A 17,682-nucleotide genomic window follows, 5' to 3' on the forward strand; every position below is an offset into this window, starting at 1 on the left:
TTTGAACGTATACTATAATGAGCAAAGACAAGAATCGGGTTTTAGTCGTTTACAGCTTAAAAAGTTTAAAGGGGGAACGCAGCGTGACTTTACGTTATTTAACAGCGGGTGAAACTCACGGTCCGCAATTAACTGCCATTATTGAAGGTCTTCCGAGCAATTTGGAGCTGGATTTCGAACAATTGAACTTTCAATTGCACCGTCGCCAGAAAGGGTACGGACGGGGGCGCCGGATGCAAATCGAAAAAGATACGGCGAATATCGTCGGCGGGGTTCGCCACGGCAAAACGACGGGAGCGCCGGTGGCGCTTGTCGTCGCTAACAACGACTGGAAGCATTGGATGCAAATTATGAATATCGAGCCGATCGAAGGCGGAGACGAGGCGAAACGCCGCGTGAACCGTCCGCGCCCGGGCCATGCCGATTTAAACGGCGGTTTGAAATACAATTTGAAAGATTTGCGCAACGTGCTTGAACGTTCCAGCGCGCGCGAAACGGCGGCGCGCGTCGCATGCGGCGCGGTGGCGCGGCAGCTGTTGGCGGCATTCGGCATCAAAGTGGCCGGGCAAGTTATTCGCATCGGCGAAATCGAAGCGCCGCCGCATGACTTGCCGATCGATGAATTGATCCAACGCACGGAGGAATCGTCGGTCCGCGTCGTCGATCCGGAGACCGAGAAGAAGATGGAAGCGTATATCGACCAGATTAAGGCCGAAGGCGATTCCATCGGCGGCATCGTCGAATGCATCGTCGAGGGCGTGCCGGTCGGACTCGGGAGCCATGTGCAGTACGACCGCAAGCTGGACGGGCGAATTGCGCAAGCGGTTATGTCGATCAACGCCTTCAAAGGATGCGAAATCGGCATCGGCTTTGAAGCCGGAACGATGCGCGGCTCGCAAGTTCACGATGAAATCCTGTATTCGGCGGAACGCGGCTATTACCGCGCTACGAATCGGCTTGGCGGATTTGAAGGCGGGATGACGAACGGAATGCCGATCGTCGTGCGCGGCGTAATGAAGCCGATTCCGACGTTATACAAGCCGCTGCGCAGCGTAGATATCGATACGAAAGAACCGTTCACCGCGCAAGTGGAACGTTCCGACAGCTGCGCCGTTCCCGCCGCAAGCGTCGTCATGGAGCATGTGGTGGCATGGGAAGTGGCCAAAGCGTTTTTGGAAAAATTCGGCGGGGATTCGATGGAGGAAATCCGCGCGAATTATAATAATTACTTGAAGCAACTGGAGCAGTATTAAGATGCGCGAACTGCGGGTCGAACTTCCCGACCGTTCCTACCCGATCTATATCGGCGAAGGGCTGCTTGGCGACGTCTCCTCCATGTTCGTCAAGCATGAAATTACGAAGAAAAGTCCGATATTAATCGTAACGGATGAACATATTGCGCCTCTTTATTTGGAGAGCGTGGAGTCCAATTTGCAAGCCGGAGGGTATTCGGTCGTACACGCGATCGTCGAGGCGGGGGAGAAGTCGAAGTCGCTCGCCGTTTTGGAAGAGATCGTGACGATTGCGCTCGATGCGGGACTGGACCGCCATTCCACCGTAGTCGCGTTGGGCGGTGGCGTGGTCGGAGATTTGGCGGGTTTTGCAGCGGCCTCTTATATGCGGGGCGTGAAATTCGTGCAAATTCCGACGACCATATTGGCGCATGACAGCAGCGTCGGCGGCAAAGTCGGCGTCAATCATCGTCTCGCCAAGAACATTATCGGCGCGTTCCACCAGCCGGAAATGGTATTGTACGATACGGCGACGCTGCGATCGCTGCCGGAACGCGACGTGAAATCGGGCTTGGCGGAAATGATTAAGCACGGGTTGATTTGGGACGCCGAATTCGTCGCATGGTGCGACGAGAACGCGGAACGGCTGATCGGCTTGGAAGCCGAAACGTTGAGCTACGGATTGTATCAAGGCTGCAAAGTGAAATCGATCGTCGTTTCCCAGGACGAGAAGGAGAACGGCTTGCGCGCTATCCTGAATTTGGGACATACGATCGGGCATGCGCTGGAAGCGGTGGCGAACTATGATACGCTGCTGCACGGGGAAGCGATCTCCATCGGGATGGTCGGAGCCGCGAAGCTGGCCGTCCGGCTCGGTTACGACGAATCGATCTATACCGAGACGAAGCGGATTTTGCGGAAATTCGGTTTGCCGATCCGGGTGCCGCAACAGATGAACGTCGATGACATCATGAATGCCATGATGCATGACAAAAAATTCAAGGAAGGCCGTACGGTCTTTATCGTGCCGGTCGCCATCGGCAAGGTGGAAATCAAGCAAGACGTATCAACCGAACTGGTGCGGCAAATTGTGGCTGAATTGAAGGAGGAAGCTTAGGCATGTACGTTAGAGGAATCCGCGGAGCGACGACGGTCAAGCAAAATGAAGAACATGAAATTTTGGCGGAAACGATCGTTCTGCTGAATGAAATCGTGCGGGAGAACGATTTCAAACCGGAAGACATATGCAGCGTATGGGTGACGATGACGACCGATTTGGACGCGACCTTTCCGGCCCGAGCGATTCGGCAAATGGCGGGCTGGGAGCTGGTGCCTTTAATGTGCTCCGTTGAAATTCCGGTGAAAGGCAGCTTGCAGCGCTGCATCCGATTGATGGTGCAAGTGAATACGGACAAGAGGCAGGATGAAATCCGCCACGTTTATTTGAACGAGGCGAAAGCGCTGCGACCGGATTTGGCGGAAAGCTCGAAGTGACGCCTATGCATGCCATACAGGCTCTAATGGGAACCCTCTTCGCAAAACGATCGTTGACGTACCTACCCTTATCGTGTATAGTGGTTGTAACGAGAGTTGAGCTTAGTTGAGAAGAGTAGTTAGTCCGTAGAGATGAGCCTGAGCAGAGCAGTATGAGAGCGGTGCTTATACAGCAATATATCGAGAAGGCCGGGAGCGGTCTTTATATTTCTTGCCGCAGTTTGTTGCAGGCATGGACTATAAAGTGCCTTGTTTCTTGTCTTCGCCGGACTATAACCATTTCGAAACAACCTCTACTTCGGTAGAGGTTTTTTTATCGGCCAACTCGATCAAGCGAAACGAGGAGTGATGTTCATGGCGACCCCTGATGTGGATAAAGTGATTCGGCTTGCGCAAGAGTACAACTTGATTCCGCTGGTACGGACGTTAATGGCGGATACGGAAACGCCGATTCGCATCTTTCAACACTTTTACCAAGACCGGCGGGCATTTTTACTGGAAAGTGTCGAGGGTGGCGTGAAATGGGCTCGCTACTCCTTTATCGGGACCGATCCGTTCTTGATGATCAAGGGCAAGATGGGCATGATGGAGATCGAGACGAAAGACGGCGTCCGCAAGATGGAAGGGAAGCCGATCGAAACGTTGAAGTCGTATTTGCGCTCCTTCCGCAGCCCTTCGCTTGCGGAACTGCCGCCGTTTACGGGCGGAGCGATCGGATTTTTCGGTTACGATCTGCTTCAGTATTACGAACAGCTGCCCGCCCATGAGCTCGACGATATGCAGATGAACGACATTCAATTTATGTTTTGCGACCAAGTGATTGTGTTTGATCATATGAAGCAGCAAATTCAAGTGATCGCCAACGTGCATATCCCGGACAAGGCGACCGACGAGCAAATTAGACAAGCGTACGAAACGACGTCGCGCAAGATCGATGCCGCCGTCGAAAAGTTGAAGCAGCCGATCTCGTATGCCGTGATGAGCGGCAAACCGATCCCGGAAGACGTCGATCTCGGGGAAGTGCATTCCAATGTGACGAAGGAACGGTTCCTGAGCAATGTCGAGCGGGCCAAGGAGTATATTCGCGCCGGGGACATCTTTCAAGTCGTCTTATCGCAGCGGTTCCATATCGCGACAGACGTTTCGCCGCTCCATGTATACCGCGTATTGCGAACGATGAATCCGTCGCCGTATATGTATTATTTGAAGATGGACGACGAGATCATTGTCGGAACGTCGCCGGAAGCGTTGGTGAAGGTGGATGGGGAACGGGTGGAAACGAAGCCGATCGCCGGCACGAGACCGCGAGGGAAGTCGACGGAAGAGGATGAGGCGCTCGAGCGGGAATTGCTCGCCGACGAGAAAGAGCGCGCCGAGCATGTCATGCTTGTCGATCTGGGGCGAAACGATATCGGGCGCGTGGCCGAATTCGGTACGGTGCGCTGCGACGCGTACATGGAGATCGAACGGTATTCGCACGTGATGCATATCGTTTCGAATATTTCCGGCAAACTTAGGCATGACAAAGACTTTTTCGATGCGTTCATCTCCTGCTTGCCTGCGGGAACGTTATCCGGCGCGCCGAAGTTAAGAGCAATGGAAATTATTGCGGAATTGGAGAAGGAAGCGCGCGGAGCGTACGGAGGCGCGATCGGATACCTCGGATTCGGCGGAAATATGGATACTTGCATTACGATCCGGACGATCATTTTCAAGCAAGGGAAAGCGTACGTCCAGGCGGGAGCGGGGATCGTATGGGATTCGATTCCGGAGAGCGAATATTTGGAGACGCAGAATAAGGCGAAAGCGATGCTGAAAGCGATTCGGATGGCGGAAGAAATATTCGTGACGAAGCTTCCCGAGGACGAGAAGCGGTTCACGAACTTGGATTATTTCGTAAAAGCATAGAAAGGGGCGGACGGGCATGATGAAACAAGCGATTGGGAAATTGATTGCCGGAGAGGACTTGTCGCGCGAGGAAGCGCGTTCGGTTATGGATGAAATTATGGAGGGCCGCGCGACGCAGGCGCAAATCGGGAGCATTCTGACGGCGCTTCGCATCAAAGGAGAGACGATCGACGAAATTACCGGCTTCGCCGAATCGATGCGGAGCAAATCGAATCGGCTCCGAACCGAACAGTATCGATTGCTCGATACATGCGGCACCGGCGGATCGGGCATTCACAAATTCAATATTTCGACGGCTTCGGCCATTATCGCCTCTTCGGTATCGGTCCGGGTCGCCAAGCACGGCAACCGGTCCGCATCCGGAAGGGCGGGCAGCGCGGATGTGCTGGAAGCGCTGGGCGTCAATATTAATTTAACTAGCGATCAAGCGGCAAAATGTTTGGACGAGATCGGCATTTGCTTTCTGTTCGCGCAGCTTTACCATCCTTCGATGAAGCATGCGGCCGCGCCGCGCAAAGAACTCGGCGTACGGACGATTTTCAATATGCTCGGCCCGTTGACGAATCCGGCGGGAGCGGACCGGCAATTGCTCGGCATTTACGACCGCGGCAAGACGGCGACGATCGCCTCGGTCATGCAGCAGCTCGGCCTGAAACGGGCGATGGTCGTATCGAGTCACGACGGATTGGACGAAATCAGCATTTCCGCTCCAACGCAAGTATCGGAGCTGGTCGGCGGCGATATTCGAACGTACGATATCGATCCGGAGGCGATCGGGCTTCGGACTTATCCGATCAACGAAGTATTGGGCGGAGACGCCGCTACGAACGCGAACATTATTCGCCGCGTCCTGCAAGGGGAGCAAGGCGCATACCGCGACGTCGTATTGGCCAACGCCGGCGCATGCATTTACGTCTCCGGGCTGGCTCCGTCGATTCAGGACGGCGTGCGGGCGGCGGCGGAAGCGATCGACACGGGCAAAGCTTACGCAAAATTGCAACAATTAATTGAAACGACAGGAGAACTGAGCTATGTTTCTTGACCGTATTGTAGCAACGAAGAAAGAAGAAGTGAACAGGCTCGCGGAAACGTTTCGGCTGGAGGAAGCCGAACGGAATATCGCGAAGATGCCGGCATGTTTAGGGTTCGAGCGAGCGCTTGCCGCGAAGCGCAAGCGCGAGGTCGGTTTGATCGCCGAAGTGAAGAAAGCTTCGCCGTCCAAAGGGTTGATCCGCCCCGATTTTCATCCGGTCGAGATCGCCCGTTCTTACGAAGCCGCGGGTACCGATTGTATTTCCGTATTGACGGACGAAACGTATTTTCAAGGAAGCAACGATTATTTGACATCGGTGCGTCGAGCCGTCGGCGTTCCGATTCTGCGCAAAGACTTTACGATCGACGCGCGGCAAATTTACGAAGCGAGATTGATCGGCGCAGACGCGATTTTGTTGATCGCGGCGATATTAACGCCTTCCCAAATCGCGGAATATATCGATACGGCCAAATCGATCGGCCTGGACGCGCTCGTCGAAGTGCATGACAGCGCCGAATTGGAAGCGGTGCTGGAGTTGAACAAAGCGACGTTGATCGGCATCAACAACCGCAATTTGCATACGTTCGAAACGGATTTGCGCACGACCGAGCGTTTGATCGGCCAGATGCCGGACGGCGTTACCATTGTAAGCGAGAGCGGCATCGCCGGACCGGAAGATATCGAGTTCGTACGAGCGGCCGGAGCGCATGCCGTCCTGATCGGCGAACATTTCATGCGGCAGCCGGTCGTCGCGCAAGGCGTTACGGATTTGCTCGGGCCGGTACGGAACGAAGGGGGCGTGCGCTCATGACGGCGACGGTGAAAATATGTGGACTGCAAACGGTTGAACTGCTAGAATCGATGATAAACTTGCCGGTCGATCAAGTCGGCTTCGTGTTCGCCAAGAGCAAGCGGCAAGTCGATGCGGAGAAGGCACGGACGATGATCGACTTTATTCGCGCACAGAAGGGCTTTGCCCCTTTGACGGTCGGCGTGTTTGTCAATCCGGCCAAGGAAGAGCTGCAGGCGGTTTTGTCCAAAGCCGAATTGGACGTCGTGCAGCTGCACGGGCAGGAAACGCCGGAATTTTGCCGTTGGGTGAAAGAGACGTTCGGAGTGCAAGTATATAAAAGCTGTTCCATTGCGACCGCTCGCGAAGATGGCGGTACGGCCGCAAGCGGCGCTGAGAACGCCGCGGGGGTGGCGGTCCTGAAGGACGGAGCGATGGAGCGGATAGCGGCGTATGCAGGAGCCGTCGACGCGATTTTGCTCGATACGTACGATCCGGAGCAGGCGGGGGGATCGGGCAAAGCGTTCGCATGGGATCGGATTCCGCGCTATCAAGCTTGGGCGCGCGAGGCAGGCGTGAAATTGCTCGTCGCCGGCGGCCTGGATGCGGATAACGTCGCCGGATTGATCGAAGCGTATGGGCCGGACGGCGTCGACGTCTCGAGCGGCGTGGAAACTGACGGCGTGAAAGATATCGCGAAAATTACGGCATTTGTGGAAAGGGTGAAAATCGGATGAATCGAGTACCGGATGAGAACGGACGGTTCGGCGGGTTTGGCGGACGTTACGTTCCCGAAACGTTGATGAACGCATTGTTTGAATTGGAGGAAGCATATAACCGATTTGCCGAAGATTCCGAATTTACGGCAGAGGTCAACTATTTGTTGAAGCAATATTCCGGACGGCCGACGACATTATATTACGCGCAGCGGCTGACGGAGCATCTCGGCGGCGCTAAAGTATATTTGAAGCGCGAGGATTTGAATCATACCGGAGCCCATAAAATTAACAATACGATCGGACAGGCCGTCCTGGCGAAGCGGATGGGCAAGAAGAAAGTGATTGCCGAGACGGGCGCGGGCCAACACGGCGTAGCAACGGCGACGGTAGCGGCTTTGCTCGGTTTGGAATGCAAAGTTTTCATGGGCGAGGAAGATACGAAGAGGCAACAATTGAACGTATTCCGCATGAAGCTGCTCGGAGCCGAAGTGGTGCCGGTGTTGTCCGGAACGCGGACCCTGAAAGACGCGTGCAACGAAACGCTGCGTTACTGGGTGAGCAACGTGCAGGATACGTTTTATATTCTCGGCTCCGTTACCGGGCCGCATCCTTATCCGATGATGGTCCGCAACTTCCAGCGCATTATCGGCGACGAAGCCCGCAAGCAAATTCTTGAAACGGAAGGGCGCCTTCCCGACGTCGTGGTCGCGGCCGTGGGAGGCGGCAGCAACGCGATGGGCATTTTCTATCCGTTCGTTCAGGACGAAACGGTCCGGCTGGTCGGCGTGGAAGCGGCGGGGAGAGGCGTCGACACGCCTTATCATGCGGCTACGATGACGAAAGGAAGCCAAGGCGTATTTCAAGGCTCCTTCAGCTATTTGCTGCAGGACGAATACGGCCAGGTTCAACCGGCCCATTCCATTTCGGCCGGACTCGATTATCCGGGTATCGGTCCGGAACACGCGTATTTGAAAGACAGCGGCCGGGCGCAATATGTGCCGATCACGGACGGCGAAGCGCTCGACGCCTTGCAGCTGTTATGCCGGACGGAAGGCATTATCCCGGCGCTCGAATCGGCGCATGCCGTCGCGCAAACGATCAAGATTGCTCCGACCATGGGCAAGGATGATATTATCGTCGTTAGTTTATCCGGCCGCGGAGATAAGGACGTTGAGTCGATCATGAACTATTTGGGAGGTGGCTTGGATGGCTACGAATCGCATTGATCAAACGTTCGAACGGCTCGCTCAGGAAGGGAAGACCGCGCTGATCCCGTTCTTGACGGTCGGGGATCCGTCGATCGCGATGACGATCGAAATATTGAAACAACTGGAGCTTGCCGGAGCGGATATCGTCGAGCTCGGCGTTCCGTACTCCGATCCGCTTGCGGACGGCCCTGTCATCCAGCGCGCTTCGGAACGGGCGCTTGAAAGCCGGATTACGATTCTCGATTGCATTCATGTCGCGAAGGAAGCGAGAGATCAAGGCGTGCAACTCCCGTTCATCTTGTTTACGTATTATAATCCGGTGCTGCAGCTCGGCCTGGATTCATTCTTCGAACTGCTGCAGGCTAACGATATAAGCGGAATGATTATTCCGGATTTGCCGTTCGAAGAAGACGCGGAAGTCCGCGAACGGGCGGCTGCGGCGGGCATTCATCTGATTCCGCTTGTCGCGCCGACGTCCAATGACCGTATCGCCAAAATCGTCAGCCGCGCCGGCGGATTTATTTATTGCGTTTCTTCGCTCGGCGTAACGGGGGTTAGAGCCGCATTCCATGAAGGAATCGGGCAATTTATCGCTACGGTGAAAGAGCATGCCTCGGTTCCGGTTGCCGTCGGATTCGGCATTTCCAATAACGATCAATTCCGCATGTTCTCGCAGCTTTGCGACGGCGTCGTCGTCGGAAGCGCAATCGTGCGCGAAATCGAACAGGCGCTGCCGCTGCTCGGCTCCCCGTCTACGAAAGATCAAGGACTCTTGCAAATCCAAAATTTTGTGCGACAATTAAAAGCATGAAAACAGAAAGGATGATTGCCGGTGCAACCGAAACCGAATATAGTGAATTTGCCGATATACCAGCCTGGGAAACCGATGGAAGAAGTGAAGCGGGAACTCGGATTAAGCGAAGTGATCAAGCTCGCATCGAACGAAAATCCGTACGGTTGTTCCGATAAGGCGAAACAGGCGATTGCCGATGAAATCCGTAACACCAGCATTTACCCCGACGGATTCGCCGTCGATTTGACGGCCGCCGTCGCCGAACATTTAGGCGTCGGGACGAATCAAATCGTGTTCGGAGCGGGCTCCGACGAAGTGATTCTTATGATTGCGCGCGCTTTCGTTACGCCTGGCGACGAAACGATTATGGCGGATCAAACGTTCCCGCAATATAAACATAACACCGACATCGAAGGGGCGCTTGCGATCGAAGTGCCGCTTCGGGACGGTACGCACGACTTGCAAGCGATGCTCGGCAAAGTGACGGACAAGACGAAAATCATTTGGGTTTGCAATCCGAACAATCCAACGGGTACGATCGTTTCGCATGACGAACTTATTCGTTTTATCGAACAGGTGCCCGAGACGGTTATGGTCGTGCTTGACGAGGCTTATTGCGAATATGTTACCGATCCTTCCTATCCGGACGGTCTCGCTTTGCTTCGCCGTTTCAAAAACGTCGTTTTATTGCGCACATTTTCCAAAATTTACGGATTGGCCAGCCTCCGGATCGGATACGGCGTCGGCCATCCGGATGTGATTAAATTGATCAATCAAGTGCGCGAGCCGTTTAATACGACACGTTTCGGCCAAGCGGCGGCGCTTGCGGCGCTTCAGGACCGGCAGTTCATCGAACAATGCCGCAGCAGCAATGCTGCGGGCATCGAATATTTGCAAAAGGAATTTGCCCGTTTAGGGTTGTCCTCCTTCCCGGCGCATGGTAATTTTATTATGGTGGACGTGAAGCGGCCCGCCTCTCAAGTATTCGACGGATTGCTGCGCAAAGGCATCATTACGCGCGCCGGCCACAAGATGTACCCTACTTATATTCGCGTGACGGTAGGATCGCCGGAGCAAAACGATAAGTTCGTTCATGCGCTGGAACAAGTAATGAATGAAATTCCCGTCGAAGCTTAATCTATTGTAAATGAGTGAAGTCAATGACAACGAAAATCGCGATTTTTGGAGTCGGACTCATCGGTGGATCCCTGGCTCTTTGCTTTAAAGGCAAGCCGGGGATGACCGTCGTCGGACATTCCAATAACCCGGACTCGGTTCGCAAATATATGGCGCGGAATGTAGTCGATTTCGCGACGACGTCCATGAGCGAAGCGGCGGAAGACGCCGATTTTATTTTTTTATGCGTTCCCGTAGGCAGGCTGGAAGCGTATTTGGAAGAGCTAAGCAGGCTGCCGCTGAAACCGGGATGCATCATTACCGATGTCGGCAGCACGAAAGCGTCGATCGCCGCTTGCGCGCGGCGGATCGATCTGCGGGACGCCCATTTTATCGGAGGGCATCCGATGGCCGGATCGGAGCGGTCCGGCGTGGAAGCGGCCACTTCGCTGCTGTTCGAGAACGCCTTCTATGTGCTTACGCCGGAGCCGGACGGTTCGGAAGAAGCCTATGAGAGCCTTCGCCGGCTCTTGCTGCATACGAGAGCGCAAATCGTCAGGGTAGATCCGAAGCTGCATGACGATATCGTCGGCGCCATTAGTCATTTGCCGCATATTATCGCCGTCGCGCTCGTCAATCAGATTAAAGGGTATAACGAAACGAACGCGCTCTACCGCAGCCTGGCTGCGGGAGGCTTCCGCGACATTACGCGGATCGCATCCAGCGATCCGGTTATATGGCGCGATATATTGCTGAACAACAAGGAAGTCCTGCTGGCGTTGCTGGAGGACTGGAACGGCGAAGTCGCTCATTTTATCGATTTGCTGAAACGCGGGGACGGGGAAGGGATCGAGCAAGCATTCAACGAAGCGAGCCGGTTCCGCAGCGGATTGCCGGAGCGGCGGAAAGGAATGATAACGTCCTTGTACGATCTGTATGTCGACGTGCCCGACCATCCGGGAATTATCGGCAAAATCGCGACAGAACTCGGCAACAGCCACGTCAATCTCAGCAACCTGCAAATTATCGAGAGCAGGGAGGACGTTCCCGGCGTGCTTCGCCTGTCCTTCCGCAACGAGGAGGATAAGGATCGGGCGTACGCTCTGCTCGAGTCGATGGATTTTAAAGTATACGTATAGAGCCGTTGAATGACGAAATATATGGGACGATGCCGCCGCCTGACGAACCGATTTTGGAGGCGTTCCAGGCGGCATTTGTTCCCTAAATCCATGCGCTCCCGAAAAAGTGAAAAACAACTGTTGACAAAATGAAAACGTATACATATAATAAAACTACAGTATGGTTTCTCTCCACTCCTATCCAAATAAATGGCACTTTTGTGCAGCCACCTGATTTTCAGGTGGTTCTTTTTTTATTCTTAAAAAATATTTATCCTTGGACGAGCCAAGATATGATACAATAAGAGAGGTATGTTTTCAAAAAAATGGTGTAGTTTGCTAATAGAAGGTTATCGACTTTCCTACATAGGTTTTGGTAGATTTCTGACACGGATGCTTTGCCGTCCTATTGGCGATAAAACTTGCTTTCTATATATTCGGAACGATTCATTCGAAGAAAAGGATAAATTTTTGCGGAATACCGCAACTTTTTCTGCCCTGTTCGGTATTAATATGTAATTCGAACTGGGAGGAACATGGTTGGTCAAGGAGGATCTCATCGATGACCGATTCCCAGCTAATTCGTGAAATTAAAGACGGGAACGTGCAGTTGTACTCGGAGTTAATGCGACGTTATCAAAGGAAAATTCTGGCATTTATATATCATATGTTAAAGAGCGCGCAATTGGAGTTGCTAGCGGAAGATTTATGTTCGGAGACGTTTTACAAAGCGTTTCGCAGCTTGAATTCGTTTCGCGAGGTGGACGCTTCTTTCTCCACTTGGTTGTACACGATTGCTAGAAATACGGTGCTTAGCGAGCTTCGCAAGCAAAGGGCCGGCAACGTGTCGCTCGACGAAAGCGGGATCGTTCCCGTTGCTCCGCCCGAAATTGCACCGGAGCAAGCGATATTGCGCAGTGAGAAAGTAAGCATGGTCCGGGAAGCGATCAATAATTTGCCCGAAAAGCAAAGGTCCGCGCTCATATTGCGCGAATACGACCAGTTGGATTATCAGGAAATCGCCAATATTCTCGGGCAAACGGTCAGTTCTGTCAAATCTTTATTATTCCGAGCGCGAGCTAGCGTCAAGACGCAGCTGGAGCCATATTATGTCGAGACCGTTTATGAGGAATACGAAGGGATGAAATCGAGATGAATTGCCTTGAGGTACAAGAATTGCTAGGCAGTTATTGGGATCTGCCGCAAGGGGATGCGAACCGCATCAAGGTGGAACGCCATATCGAATATTGCGCAAGCTGTGCCCAACAATTTAAAATATGGGAAGAGAGCCAGGAACTGATTCTTTCGTTCTCGGAGGATACCGTTCCGATTGCATCGGGCGACGTCAGCGACAATGTGATGAATCGGATTTATGCCGAATCGTCATGGTTCGCTCCCGTAAGCCACCGCACTTACGCTTTCACGGCAAAGCTCAGACGGAACATCGCCGCGCTGGTAGCATGCTTTATGGCCGTATTTCTGTGCAGTTTTATGTATCTTGCCGTGACGGGCGGTCTCGGACCGAAACATAACGAATTGATTCCGACCGCAGTCGCTTCGGAGATGAACTTTACGACCGATTTTAATCTCGGAGAAATACCCGTTGCCAGCATTGGCGATCCGCCGATTTTGAAAGTCGTGCCTACATATCCGCAATACTGGATCGCGCTTTCTCTATTGGGCGTAGCCTTTACGCTGCTGATGCTGAACTGGCTCGCAAGAGTACGACATTGAAAGGAACTAGACACGCGTGCAAATCGGACTAATTCGCCACGGATTGACAGATTGGAATGCGCTTGGCAAAATTCAAGGACAAACGGATATTCCGCTGAATGCGGACGGAAGGAAGCAAGCCGAAGCAATGGCTTCGCGTCTTATCGACGATGCCGGACCATGGGATTATATCGTTTCAAGCAACTTATCCCGCGCGCTAGAAACGGCGCGAATCATTGCCGAACGTTTGGATATGCCGATATTGCCTCCGGACCCTCGGCTCATTGAACGGTCGTACGGTTCGGTCGAAGGTACGACGCAAGAAGAGAGAGTTCGCAGATGGGGCGCCGACTGGAAGCGGCTCGATCTCGGTCAAGAGACCGACGCATCGATGCAGGCGAGAGGGCTCGACTTTATCGAAGATTTGTACGGCCGGTATCCGCAATCCAATATTTTGGTCGTGACGCACGGCAGTTTCTTGGCTCAACTGTATACCGCCCTATTTCAAGACCGGTTCCAGGAGCATATCGGCAATCTTTCCTTTACGATACTGGAAAGAAAGGACGCCGAATGGATTCCGCTTCTCTACAATTGCACTCGTCATTTACAAACGATAGAATAGCCCGAATATTTGGGCTATTTTTTTTGTTTCGAAGAATAAAAGCCGGCAAAAATCCAATAATGGTTTGTAAAAGGGGCGTAGAAGTTATGAATTTCGCAGATATGCTCAGTTTTGCCGACATCCAGCAATTGACGCGCATCGCACACTATTACAATTGCGAATGCAACGCAAATTCCAAAAACGATTTGATTCAATCGATCTTGTCCACCGTCAGCCGCAGAGATATTTTCGAACAACATATTAACCGGCTTAGTTTGGAAGACTTGCGGTTTTTGAATTCGATTTTGTTCGATCAGCGCAATTCGTTCAGCCTCGAGGAGCTTGTCGCCCGGGTCGGACAAACGAGGTTTGAGAAATCGGAAGAGGCAGCCTCCAGCCCGCGGGATACGATTATGAAATTTAAACATCTCGGCTGGTTGTTTAACGGCTACTCCCATCATTCCCGCTATTTGTTTCAGGTGCCGCTGGATTTAAGGGAACGGTTCCGCGAGGCGTTGTCGAACAGATTCCGCAGCGAGCTGACCTTTACCGGAGAGCCGTCGGTATACAGGGACGAACAGATGTTGATATTGGACGATTTTCATCAATTTCTACGATATGTGTATGAGCAAGACATTCCGTTGAATATGGAAGGAGCGATGTACAGAAAAAATCAGCAGCAATTATTCGAAAGGTTTGCCGTCAACGAAGATTTGGTCGCAAAGGGAGGGTGGAGATTCGGTTACGGCCGCCGTTTCAAAGAATATCCGAACCGCTTCTCGCTTCTCTACGACTTCGCTTATTATCAAGGGTTTATTGAAGAACGCGACAATCGGCTTGCGCTGACCCAATTGGGACAACAGTGCATAACGGAAGGAACGAAACCGCAGTTGACACAGTTATATCGCTTCTGGTTGCGGTTGTACAAAGGAGCGATCCCGAATTTGTCGTCACTCGTTCATTGGGTGGACATATGCGCCCGGAATTGGGTATCTGTGCCTTCTCTGCGCACAATTATTTGTCCGTTCATTAAACCTTATTACTATGACGACGCGGAGTCGATTTTGGAAGAACGCATTTTGAAAATGATGCTTCATCTAGGTTTGCTCCGTTTCGGAGAAGACGAGCAGGAAGGCAGGGCGGTCGTCGTAACGAAGCTTGGATCCGCGTTGATTCAAGGCATCTACGTCTCGCATGAAGATAAAATCGAGCTCCCGGTTGACAAGTAAAGCGATGACTGGTAAAATCACTCCAATTTTAGAGGTTGTTCACACTTTTTGAACACGCATTTATAGACAGGAGTGGTTGCCCAATGTACATACCTTATTCGGGAACAATGCCGAACGTGGCGCCATCGGCTTATATAGCGAGCGGCGTCAAGATTGTCGGCGATGTATCGATCGGCAACGAATCGTCCGTTTGGTTCAATGCGGTATTGCGCGGAGACCTGGCTCCGATCCGGATCGGAGAGCGCACCAATATTCAAGACGGATGCGTCGGCCATGTCAATACCGATCAGCCCCTCATCGTCGCGGACGACGTGTCTGTAGGCCACGGCGCCATCATACACGGCTGTACGATAGGCACAGGTACATTAATCGGAATGGGGGCTATTGTACTAAACGGAGCCGAAATCGGTGAATATGCTTTAGTAGGGGCAGGTTCGATCGTTACCGAGAACAAAAAAATTCCGGCCTATACTCTTTCTCTAGGTTCACCCGCCAAGGTCGTCCGAGAGTTAACCGAAGAAGACTTATTGCGTATGCGTCGAACAGCGGAAAGTTATGTGGTGAAAGGAAAGGAATATAGGATCTCTTAAACGTTGGTTTGGAGGTGCATCCTATGGATAAAATGAAAGTTACTTATGAAGCGATGTTGAGTTTGGCGGCGGAAATGGCATTGGACGAGGCGCTCCGCAAATATCGAGCAGAACGAATATACGAGGAAATCGACAAGGCGCTGGCTTCGGGGGACGAAGCGACGTTCCGCTTGCTAACCGATCAACTGAAAACTTTAAATTAAAGAAACGCGCGCGCGTTTCTTTTTTTGTTCGGCCAAGACGATTTCAATTTTATACGCTTCCGTATATAATGAAAACCTGAAGGGGTGGAAAAAATGAAATTTAGTGATATTTCAGCGGAAGAATGGAAAGAACTACAACCATACCTCGATACTTGCCTTCTGCCGGTCACCGGGTTAACCGGACGGGAACAACCTTGGGAAACGACCGAAGCTTTGGAAGATTTGCGGGATTGGATGGATATGGTCGAAATTCCGTTCCGCGGGAGAGTCGTTACATATCCGGCCATGCATTATGCCGGGGGAGAAGACGGGATCAACGAAGTTTGCCGTCAATTGAAGAATGCGGGGTTTCGATACGTCATCTTGATTTCGTCGCGTCTCGAATTGAACGGCGAATCGTTTCCCGAAGCCGATCTGGCGTTATCGCCGACGTCCGAGAGCGAGCCGGGCGGGAAACCGAGAGCGGCGGACATTTCCAGGATGGTGCAGGAGCTTTGGCGATAATTGTGATTGAATTGTGACAAATTCTCAACATTTGAATCATCTGCGCTTCATCTGCTTTATAAATAAGCTTGGAAATTCTTGACGCTATAGGGCGCCTAAGATATTATAATTATGTCCAAGTTAATAAGTGATTTTGGTCATTGAAATGACGCAAGATATGGTTGACAAGGGGGGTAGAGCACAGAATGAGTAACCATAACGAACATGAAGAGACGACGAACCACGGCGGTCTGACGCGCAAAGAAATTTCCCGGCGCCAATTTTTGACGTATACGTTAGGCGGCGCTACCGCGTTCATGGCGGGCGGGGCGGTTATTCCGATGATTCGATTCGCGGTGGATCCGCTGTTGCAGAAGAAAGATACAGGCGCATTCGTGAAAGTTGCCGAAGAGAGCAAAATTACGGAAGAGCCGACTGAATTTACTTTCCAGAAACATCAGGTTGACGGCTGGTATGAGAGCGATCCGACTTTTTCCGCATACATTGCGAGAGATTCCAAGGGAGAGATTTTTGCGTTGTCTCCGATTTGTCAGCATCTAGGCTGTACGGTCGGCTGGAACAGCGACAAAAAATTCCCGAACGAGTACCACTGCCCATGCCATGGAGCCCACTACACGAAAGACGGCAAGCAGCTTGCCGTAGCGCGCGGTCCGTTGAAACAGTACGACATTAGGATTGAAAACGGATGGGTTTACTTGGGGGATATTATCGAGAATACGAGAGTGAAATAGGAGGCGTAGAGTCGGATGTTTAAGAAAGTCTACAATTGGATGGACGAACGTCTTGATATCACGCCGATGTGGAGAGACGTTGCGGATCATGAAGTTCCGGAACACGTCAATCCGGCGCATCATTTTTCCGCCTTCGTGTATTGCTTTGGCGGGCTGACGTTTTTCATCACTGTAATTCAAATTTTATCCGGGATGTTCCTTACGATGTATTACGTTCCGGATATTATTAACGCTTATGCGAGCGTCGAATATTTGCAAACCAAAGTCGCGTTCGGCCAGATCGTGCGCGGGATGCATCACTGGGGTGCGAGTTTGGTTATCGTAATGATGTTTTTGCATACGATGCGCGTATTTTTTACCGGTTCCTACAAGGCGCCGCGCGAGATGAACTGGGTTGTCGGCATGCTTATTTTCTTCGTCATGCTCGGTCTCGGTTTGACCGGTTATTTATTGCCTTGGGACAACAAAGCGTATTTTGCGACGAAAGTAACGATGGAAATTGCGGATTCCGTTCCATTGATCGGACCGTACTTGAAAGAATTGGCGCAAGGCGGAACCATCGTCGGAGCTCAAACGTTATCGCGCTTTTTCGCAATTCACGTCTTTTTCTTGCCGGCCTGTCTTCTTGCCCTTTTAGGAGGACATTTCTTCATGATCCGCAGACAAGGAATTTCGGGACCGCTATAAGAAGGGAGGAATA

Annotated in this window: 20 protein-coding genes; all 20 read left to right on the top strand. The window is 52.2% G+C overall.

Annotation, left to right across the window (positions count from 1 at the left end; genetic code table 11):
• Window positions 1-83: 83 nt before the first annotated feature.
• The 20 genes from aroC to qcrB all read left to right on the top strand — a co-directional run bounded on the left by aroC (window position 84) and on the right by qcrB (window position 17,669).
• Window positions 84-1,253, top strand: a complete 1,170-nt coding sequence (gene aroC / locus LQ229_RS06080; protein WP_230191178.1) for a chorismate synthase — start codon at window positions 84-86, stop codon at window positions 1,251-1,253.
• Window position 1,254: 1 nt separating this feature from the next.
• Window positions 1,255-2,349, top strand: a complete 1,095-nt coding sequence (gene aroB, locus LQ229_RS06085) for a 3-dehydroquinate synthase (protein ID WP_216539736.1) — start codon at window positions 1,255-1,257, stop codon at window positions 2,347-2,349.
• Window positions 2,350-2,351: 2 nt separating this feature from the next.
• Window positions 2,352-2,726, top strand: coding sequence for a chorismate mutase (gene aroH / locus LQ229_RS06090; protein WP_216539737.1), 375 nt, complete (start codon window positions 2,352-2,354; stop codon window positions 2,724-2,726).
• A 354-nt stretch (window positions 2,727-3,080) separates the two neighbouring features.
• Complete coding sequence (gene trpE, locus LQ229_RS06095) at window positions 3,081-4,634, top strand: anthranilate synthase component I (protein WP_230191179.1); 1,554 nt, start codon at window positions 3,081-3,083, stop codon at window positions 4,632-4,634.
• A 16-nt stretch (window positions 4,635-4,650) separates the two neighbouring features.
• Entirely contained in the window at window positions 4,651-5,676 is a 1,026-nt protein-coding gene (trpD, locus tag LQ229_RS06100) for an anthranilate phosphoribosyltransferase (RefSeq protein ID WP_216539739.1), read from the top strand.
• On the top strand, window positions 5,666-6,478 hold the full coding sequence (gene trpC, locus LQ229_RS06105) for an indole-3-glycerol phosphate synthase TrpC (RefSeq protein WP_216539740.1): 813 nt from the start codon (window positions 5,666-5,668) through the stop codon (window positions 6,476-6,478). Before trpD ends, trpC begins: the two co-directional genes overlap by 11 nt.
• Entirely contained in the window at window positions 6,475-7,194 is a 720-nt protein-coding gene (locus tag LQ229_RS06110) for a phosphoribosylanthranilate isomerase (protein ID WP_216539741.1), read from the top strand. The genes trpC and LQ229_RS06110 overlap by 4 nt, the downstream gene beginning before the upstream one ends.
• Window positions 7,191-8,402: a tryptophan synthase subunit beta gene (gene trpB, locus LQ229_RS06115; protein ID WP_216539742.1), complete on the top strand. Its 1,212-nt coding sequence runs from the start codon at window positions 7,191-7,193 to the stop codon at window positions 8,400-8,402. The genes LQ229_RS06110 and trpB overlap by 4 nt, the downstream gene beginning before the upstream one ends.
• Window positions 8,383-9,195 carry a tryptophan synthase subunit alpha gene (trpA, locus tag LQ229_RS06120; RefSeq protein WP_216539743.1) on the top strand — a complete coding sequence of 271 codons (813 nt, stop codon included), beginning with the start codon at window positions 8,383-8,385 and terminating at the stop codon, window positions 9,193-9,195. Before trpB ends, trpA begins: the two co-directional genes overlap by 20 nt.
• 21 nt (window positions 9,196-9,216) lie before the next feature.
• The gene (gene hisC, locus LQ229_RS06125; RefSeq protein ID WP_216539744.1) at window positions 9,217-10,314 is read left to right on the top strand and encodes a histidinol-phosphate transaminase; all 1,098 of its coding nucleotides are present in this window, start codon (window positions 9,217-9,219) and stop codon (window positions 10,312-10,314) included.
• 23 nt (window positions 10,315-10,337) lie between these two features.
• Window positions 10,338-11,432: a prephenate dehydrogenase gene (locus tag LQ229_RS06130; protein WP_230191180.1), complete on the top strand. Its 1,095-nt coding sequence runs from the start codon at window positions 10,338-10,340 to the stop codon at window positions 11,430-11,432.
• A gap of 541 nt (window positions 11,433-11,973) precedes the next feature.
• Window positions 11,974-12,567 carry a sigma-70 family RNA polymerase sigma factor gene (locus LQ229_RS06135; RefSeq protein WP_216539746.1) on the top strand — a complete coding sequence of 198 codons (594 nt, stop codon included), beginning with the start codon at window positions 11,974-11,976 and terminating at the stop codon, window positions 12,565-12,567.
• Window positions 12,564-13,145 (top strand): zf-HC2 domain-containing protein, encoded by a 582-nt coding sequence (locus tag LQ229_RS06140; RefSeq protein ID WP_216539747.1) that lies wholly within the window; start codon window positions 12,564-12,566, stop codon window positions 13,143-13,145. The genes LQ229_RS06135 and LQ229_RS06140 overlap by 4 nt, the downstream gene beginning before the upstream one ends.
• Before the next feature lie 16 nt (window positions 13,146-13,161).
• On the top strand, window positions 13,162-13,746 hold the full coding sequence (locus LQ229_RS06145; RefSeq protein ID WP_216539748.1) for a histidine phosphatase family protein: 585 nt from the start codon (window positions 13,162-13,164) through the stop codon (window positions 13,744-13,746).
• A gap of 86 nt (window positions 13,747-13,832) precedes the next feature.
• The gene (locus LQ229_RS06150; protein WP_230191181.1) at window positions 13,833-14,954 is read left to right on the top strand and encodes a hypothetical protein; all 1,122 of its coding nucleotides are present in this window, start codon (window positions 13,833-13,835) and stop codon (window positions 14,952-14,954) included.
• A gap of 83 nt (window positions 14,955-15,037) precedes the next feature.
• Window positions 15,038-15,544 (top strand): gamma carbonic anhydrase family protein, encoded by a 507-nt coding sequence (locus tag LQ229_RS06155; RefSeq protein WP_230191182.1) that lies wholly within the window; start codon window positions 15,038-15,040, stop codon window positions 15,542-15,544.
• A 23-nt stretch (window positions 15,545-15,567) separates the two neighbouring features.
• The gene (locus tag LQ229_RS06160; protein WP_216539751.1) at window positions 15,568-15,747 is read left to right on the top strand and encodes an IDEAL domain-containing protein; all 180 of its coding nucleotides are present in this window, start codon (window positions 15,568-15,570) and stop codon (window positions 15,745-15,747) included.
• Window positions 15,748-15,840: 93 nt separating this feature from the next.
• Window positions 15,841-16,251 carry a DUF2487 family protein gene (locus tag LQ229_RS06165; protein WP_230191183.1) on the top strand — a complete coding sequence of 137 codons (411 nt, stop codon included), beginning with the start codon at window positions 15,841-15,843 and terminating at the stop codon, window positions 16,249-16,251.
• A gap of 185 nt (window positions 16,252-16,436) precedes the next feature.
• Complete coding sequence (locus tag LQ229_RS06170) at window positions 16,437-16,982, top strand: ubiquinol-cytochrome c reductase iron-sulfur subunit (RefSeq protein ID WP_290370018.1); 546 nt, start codon at window positions 16,437-16,439, stop codon at window positions 16,980-16,982.
• Window positions 16,983-16,997: 15 nt separating this feature from the next.
• Window positions 16,998-17,669 (top strand): menaquinol-cytochrome c reductase cytochrome b subunit, encoded by a 672-nt coding sequence (qcrB, locus tag LQ229_RS06175; RefSeq protein ID WP_216539753.1) that lies wholly within the window; start codon window positions 16,998-17,000, stop codon window positions 17,667-17,669.
• Window positions 17,670-17,682: the final 13 nt, after the last annotated feature.

The organism is Paenibacillus sp. CECT 9249 (assembly GCF_918697855.1).
Classification (GTDB): domain Bacteria; phylum Bacillota; class Bacilli; order Paenibacillales; family Paenibacillaceae; genus MSJ-34.

Bases quoted from the DNA above. Each gene is read 5' to 3' on its own strand.
- aroB (WP_216539736.1), top strand. From the start codon at position 1,255: ATGCGCGAACTGCGGGTCGAACTTCCCGACCGTTCCTACCCGATCTAT.
- aroH (WP_216539737.1), top strand. From the start codon at position 2,352: ATGTACGTTAGAGGAATCCGCGGAGCGACGACGGTCAAGCAAAATGAA.
- trpE (WP_230191179.1), top strand. From the start codon at position 3,081: ATGGCGACCCCTGATGTGGATAAAGTGATTCGGCTTGCGCAAGAGTAC.
- trpD (WP_216539739.1), top strand. From the start codon at position 4,651: ATGATGAAACAAGCGATTGGGAAATTGATTGCCGGAGAGGACTTGTCG.
- trpC (WP_216539740.1), top strand. From the start codon at position 5,666: ATGTTTCTTGACCGTATTGTAGCAACGAAGAAAGAAGAAGTGAACAGG.
- LQ229_RS06110 (WP_216539741.1), top strand. From the start codon at position 6,475: ATGACGGCGACGGTGAAAATATGTGGACTGCAAACGGTTGAACTGCTA.
- trpB (WP_216539742.1), top strand. From the start codon at position 7,191: ATGAATCGAGTACCGGATGAGAACGGACGGTTCGGCGGGTTTGGCGGA.
- trpA (WP_216539743.1), top strand. From the start codon at position 8,383: ATGGCTACGAATCGCATTGATCAAACGTTCGAACGGCTCGCTCAGGAA.
- LQ229_RS06130 (WP_230191180.1), top strand. From the start codon at position 10,338: ATGACAACGAAAATCGCGATTTTTGGAGTCGGACTCATCGGTGGATCC.
- LQ229_RS06135 (WP_216539746.1), top strand. From the start codon at position 11,974: ATGACCGATTCCCAGCTAATTCGTGAAATTAAAGACGGGAACGTGCAG.
- LQ229_RS06140 (WP_216539747.1), top strand. From the start codon at position 12,564: ATGAATTGCCTTGAGGTACAAGAATTGCTAGGCAGTTATTGGGATCTG.
- LQ229_RS06150 (WP_230191181.1), top strand. From the start codon at position 13,833: ATGAATTTCGCAGATATGCTCAGTTTTGCCGACATCCAGCAATTGACG.
- LQ229_RS06155 (WP_230191182.1), top strand. From the start codon at position 15,038: ATGTACATACCTTATTCGGGAACAATGCCGAACGTGGCGCCATCGGCT.
- LQ229_RS06160 (WP_216539751.1), top strand. From the start codon at position 15,568: ATGGATAAAATGAAAGTTACTTATGAAGCGATGTTGAGTTTGGCGGCG.
- LQ229_RS06165 (WP_230191183.1), top strand. From the start codon at position 15,841: ATGAAATTTAGTGATATTTCAGCGGAAGAATGGAAAGAACTACAACCA.
- LQ229_RS06170 (WP_290370018.1), top strand. From the start codon at position 16,437: ATGAGTAACCATAACGAACATGAAGAGACGACGAACCACGGCGGTCTG.
- qcrB (WP_216539753.1), top strand. From the start codon at position 16,998: ATGTTTAAGAAAGTCTACAATTGGATGGACGAACGTCTTGATATCACG.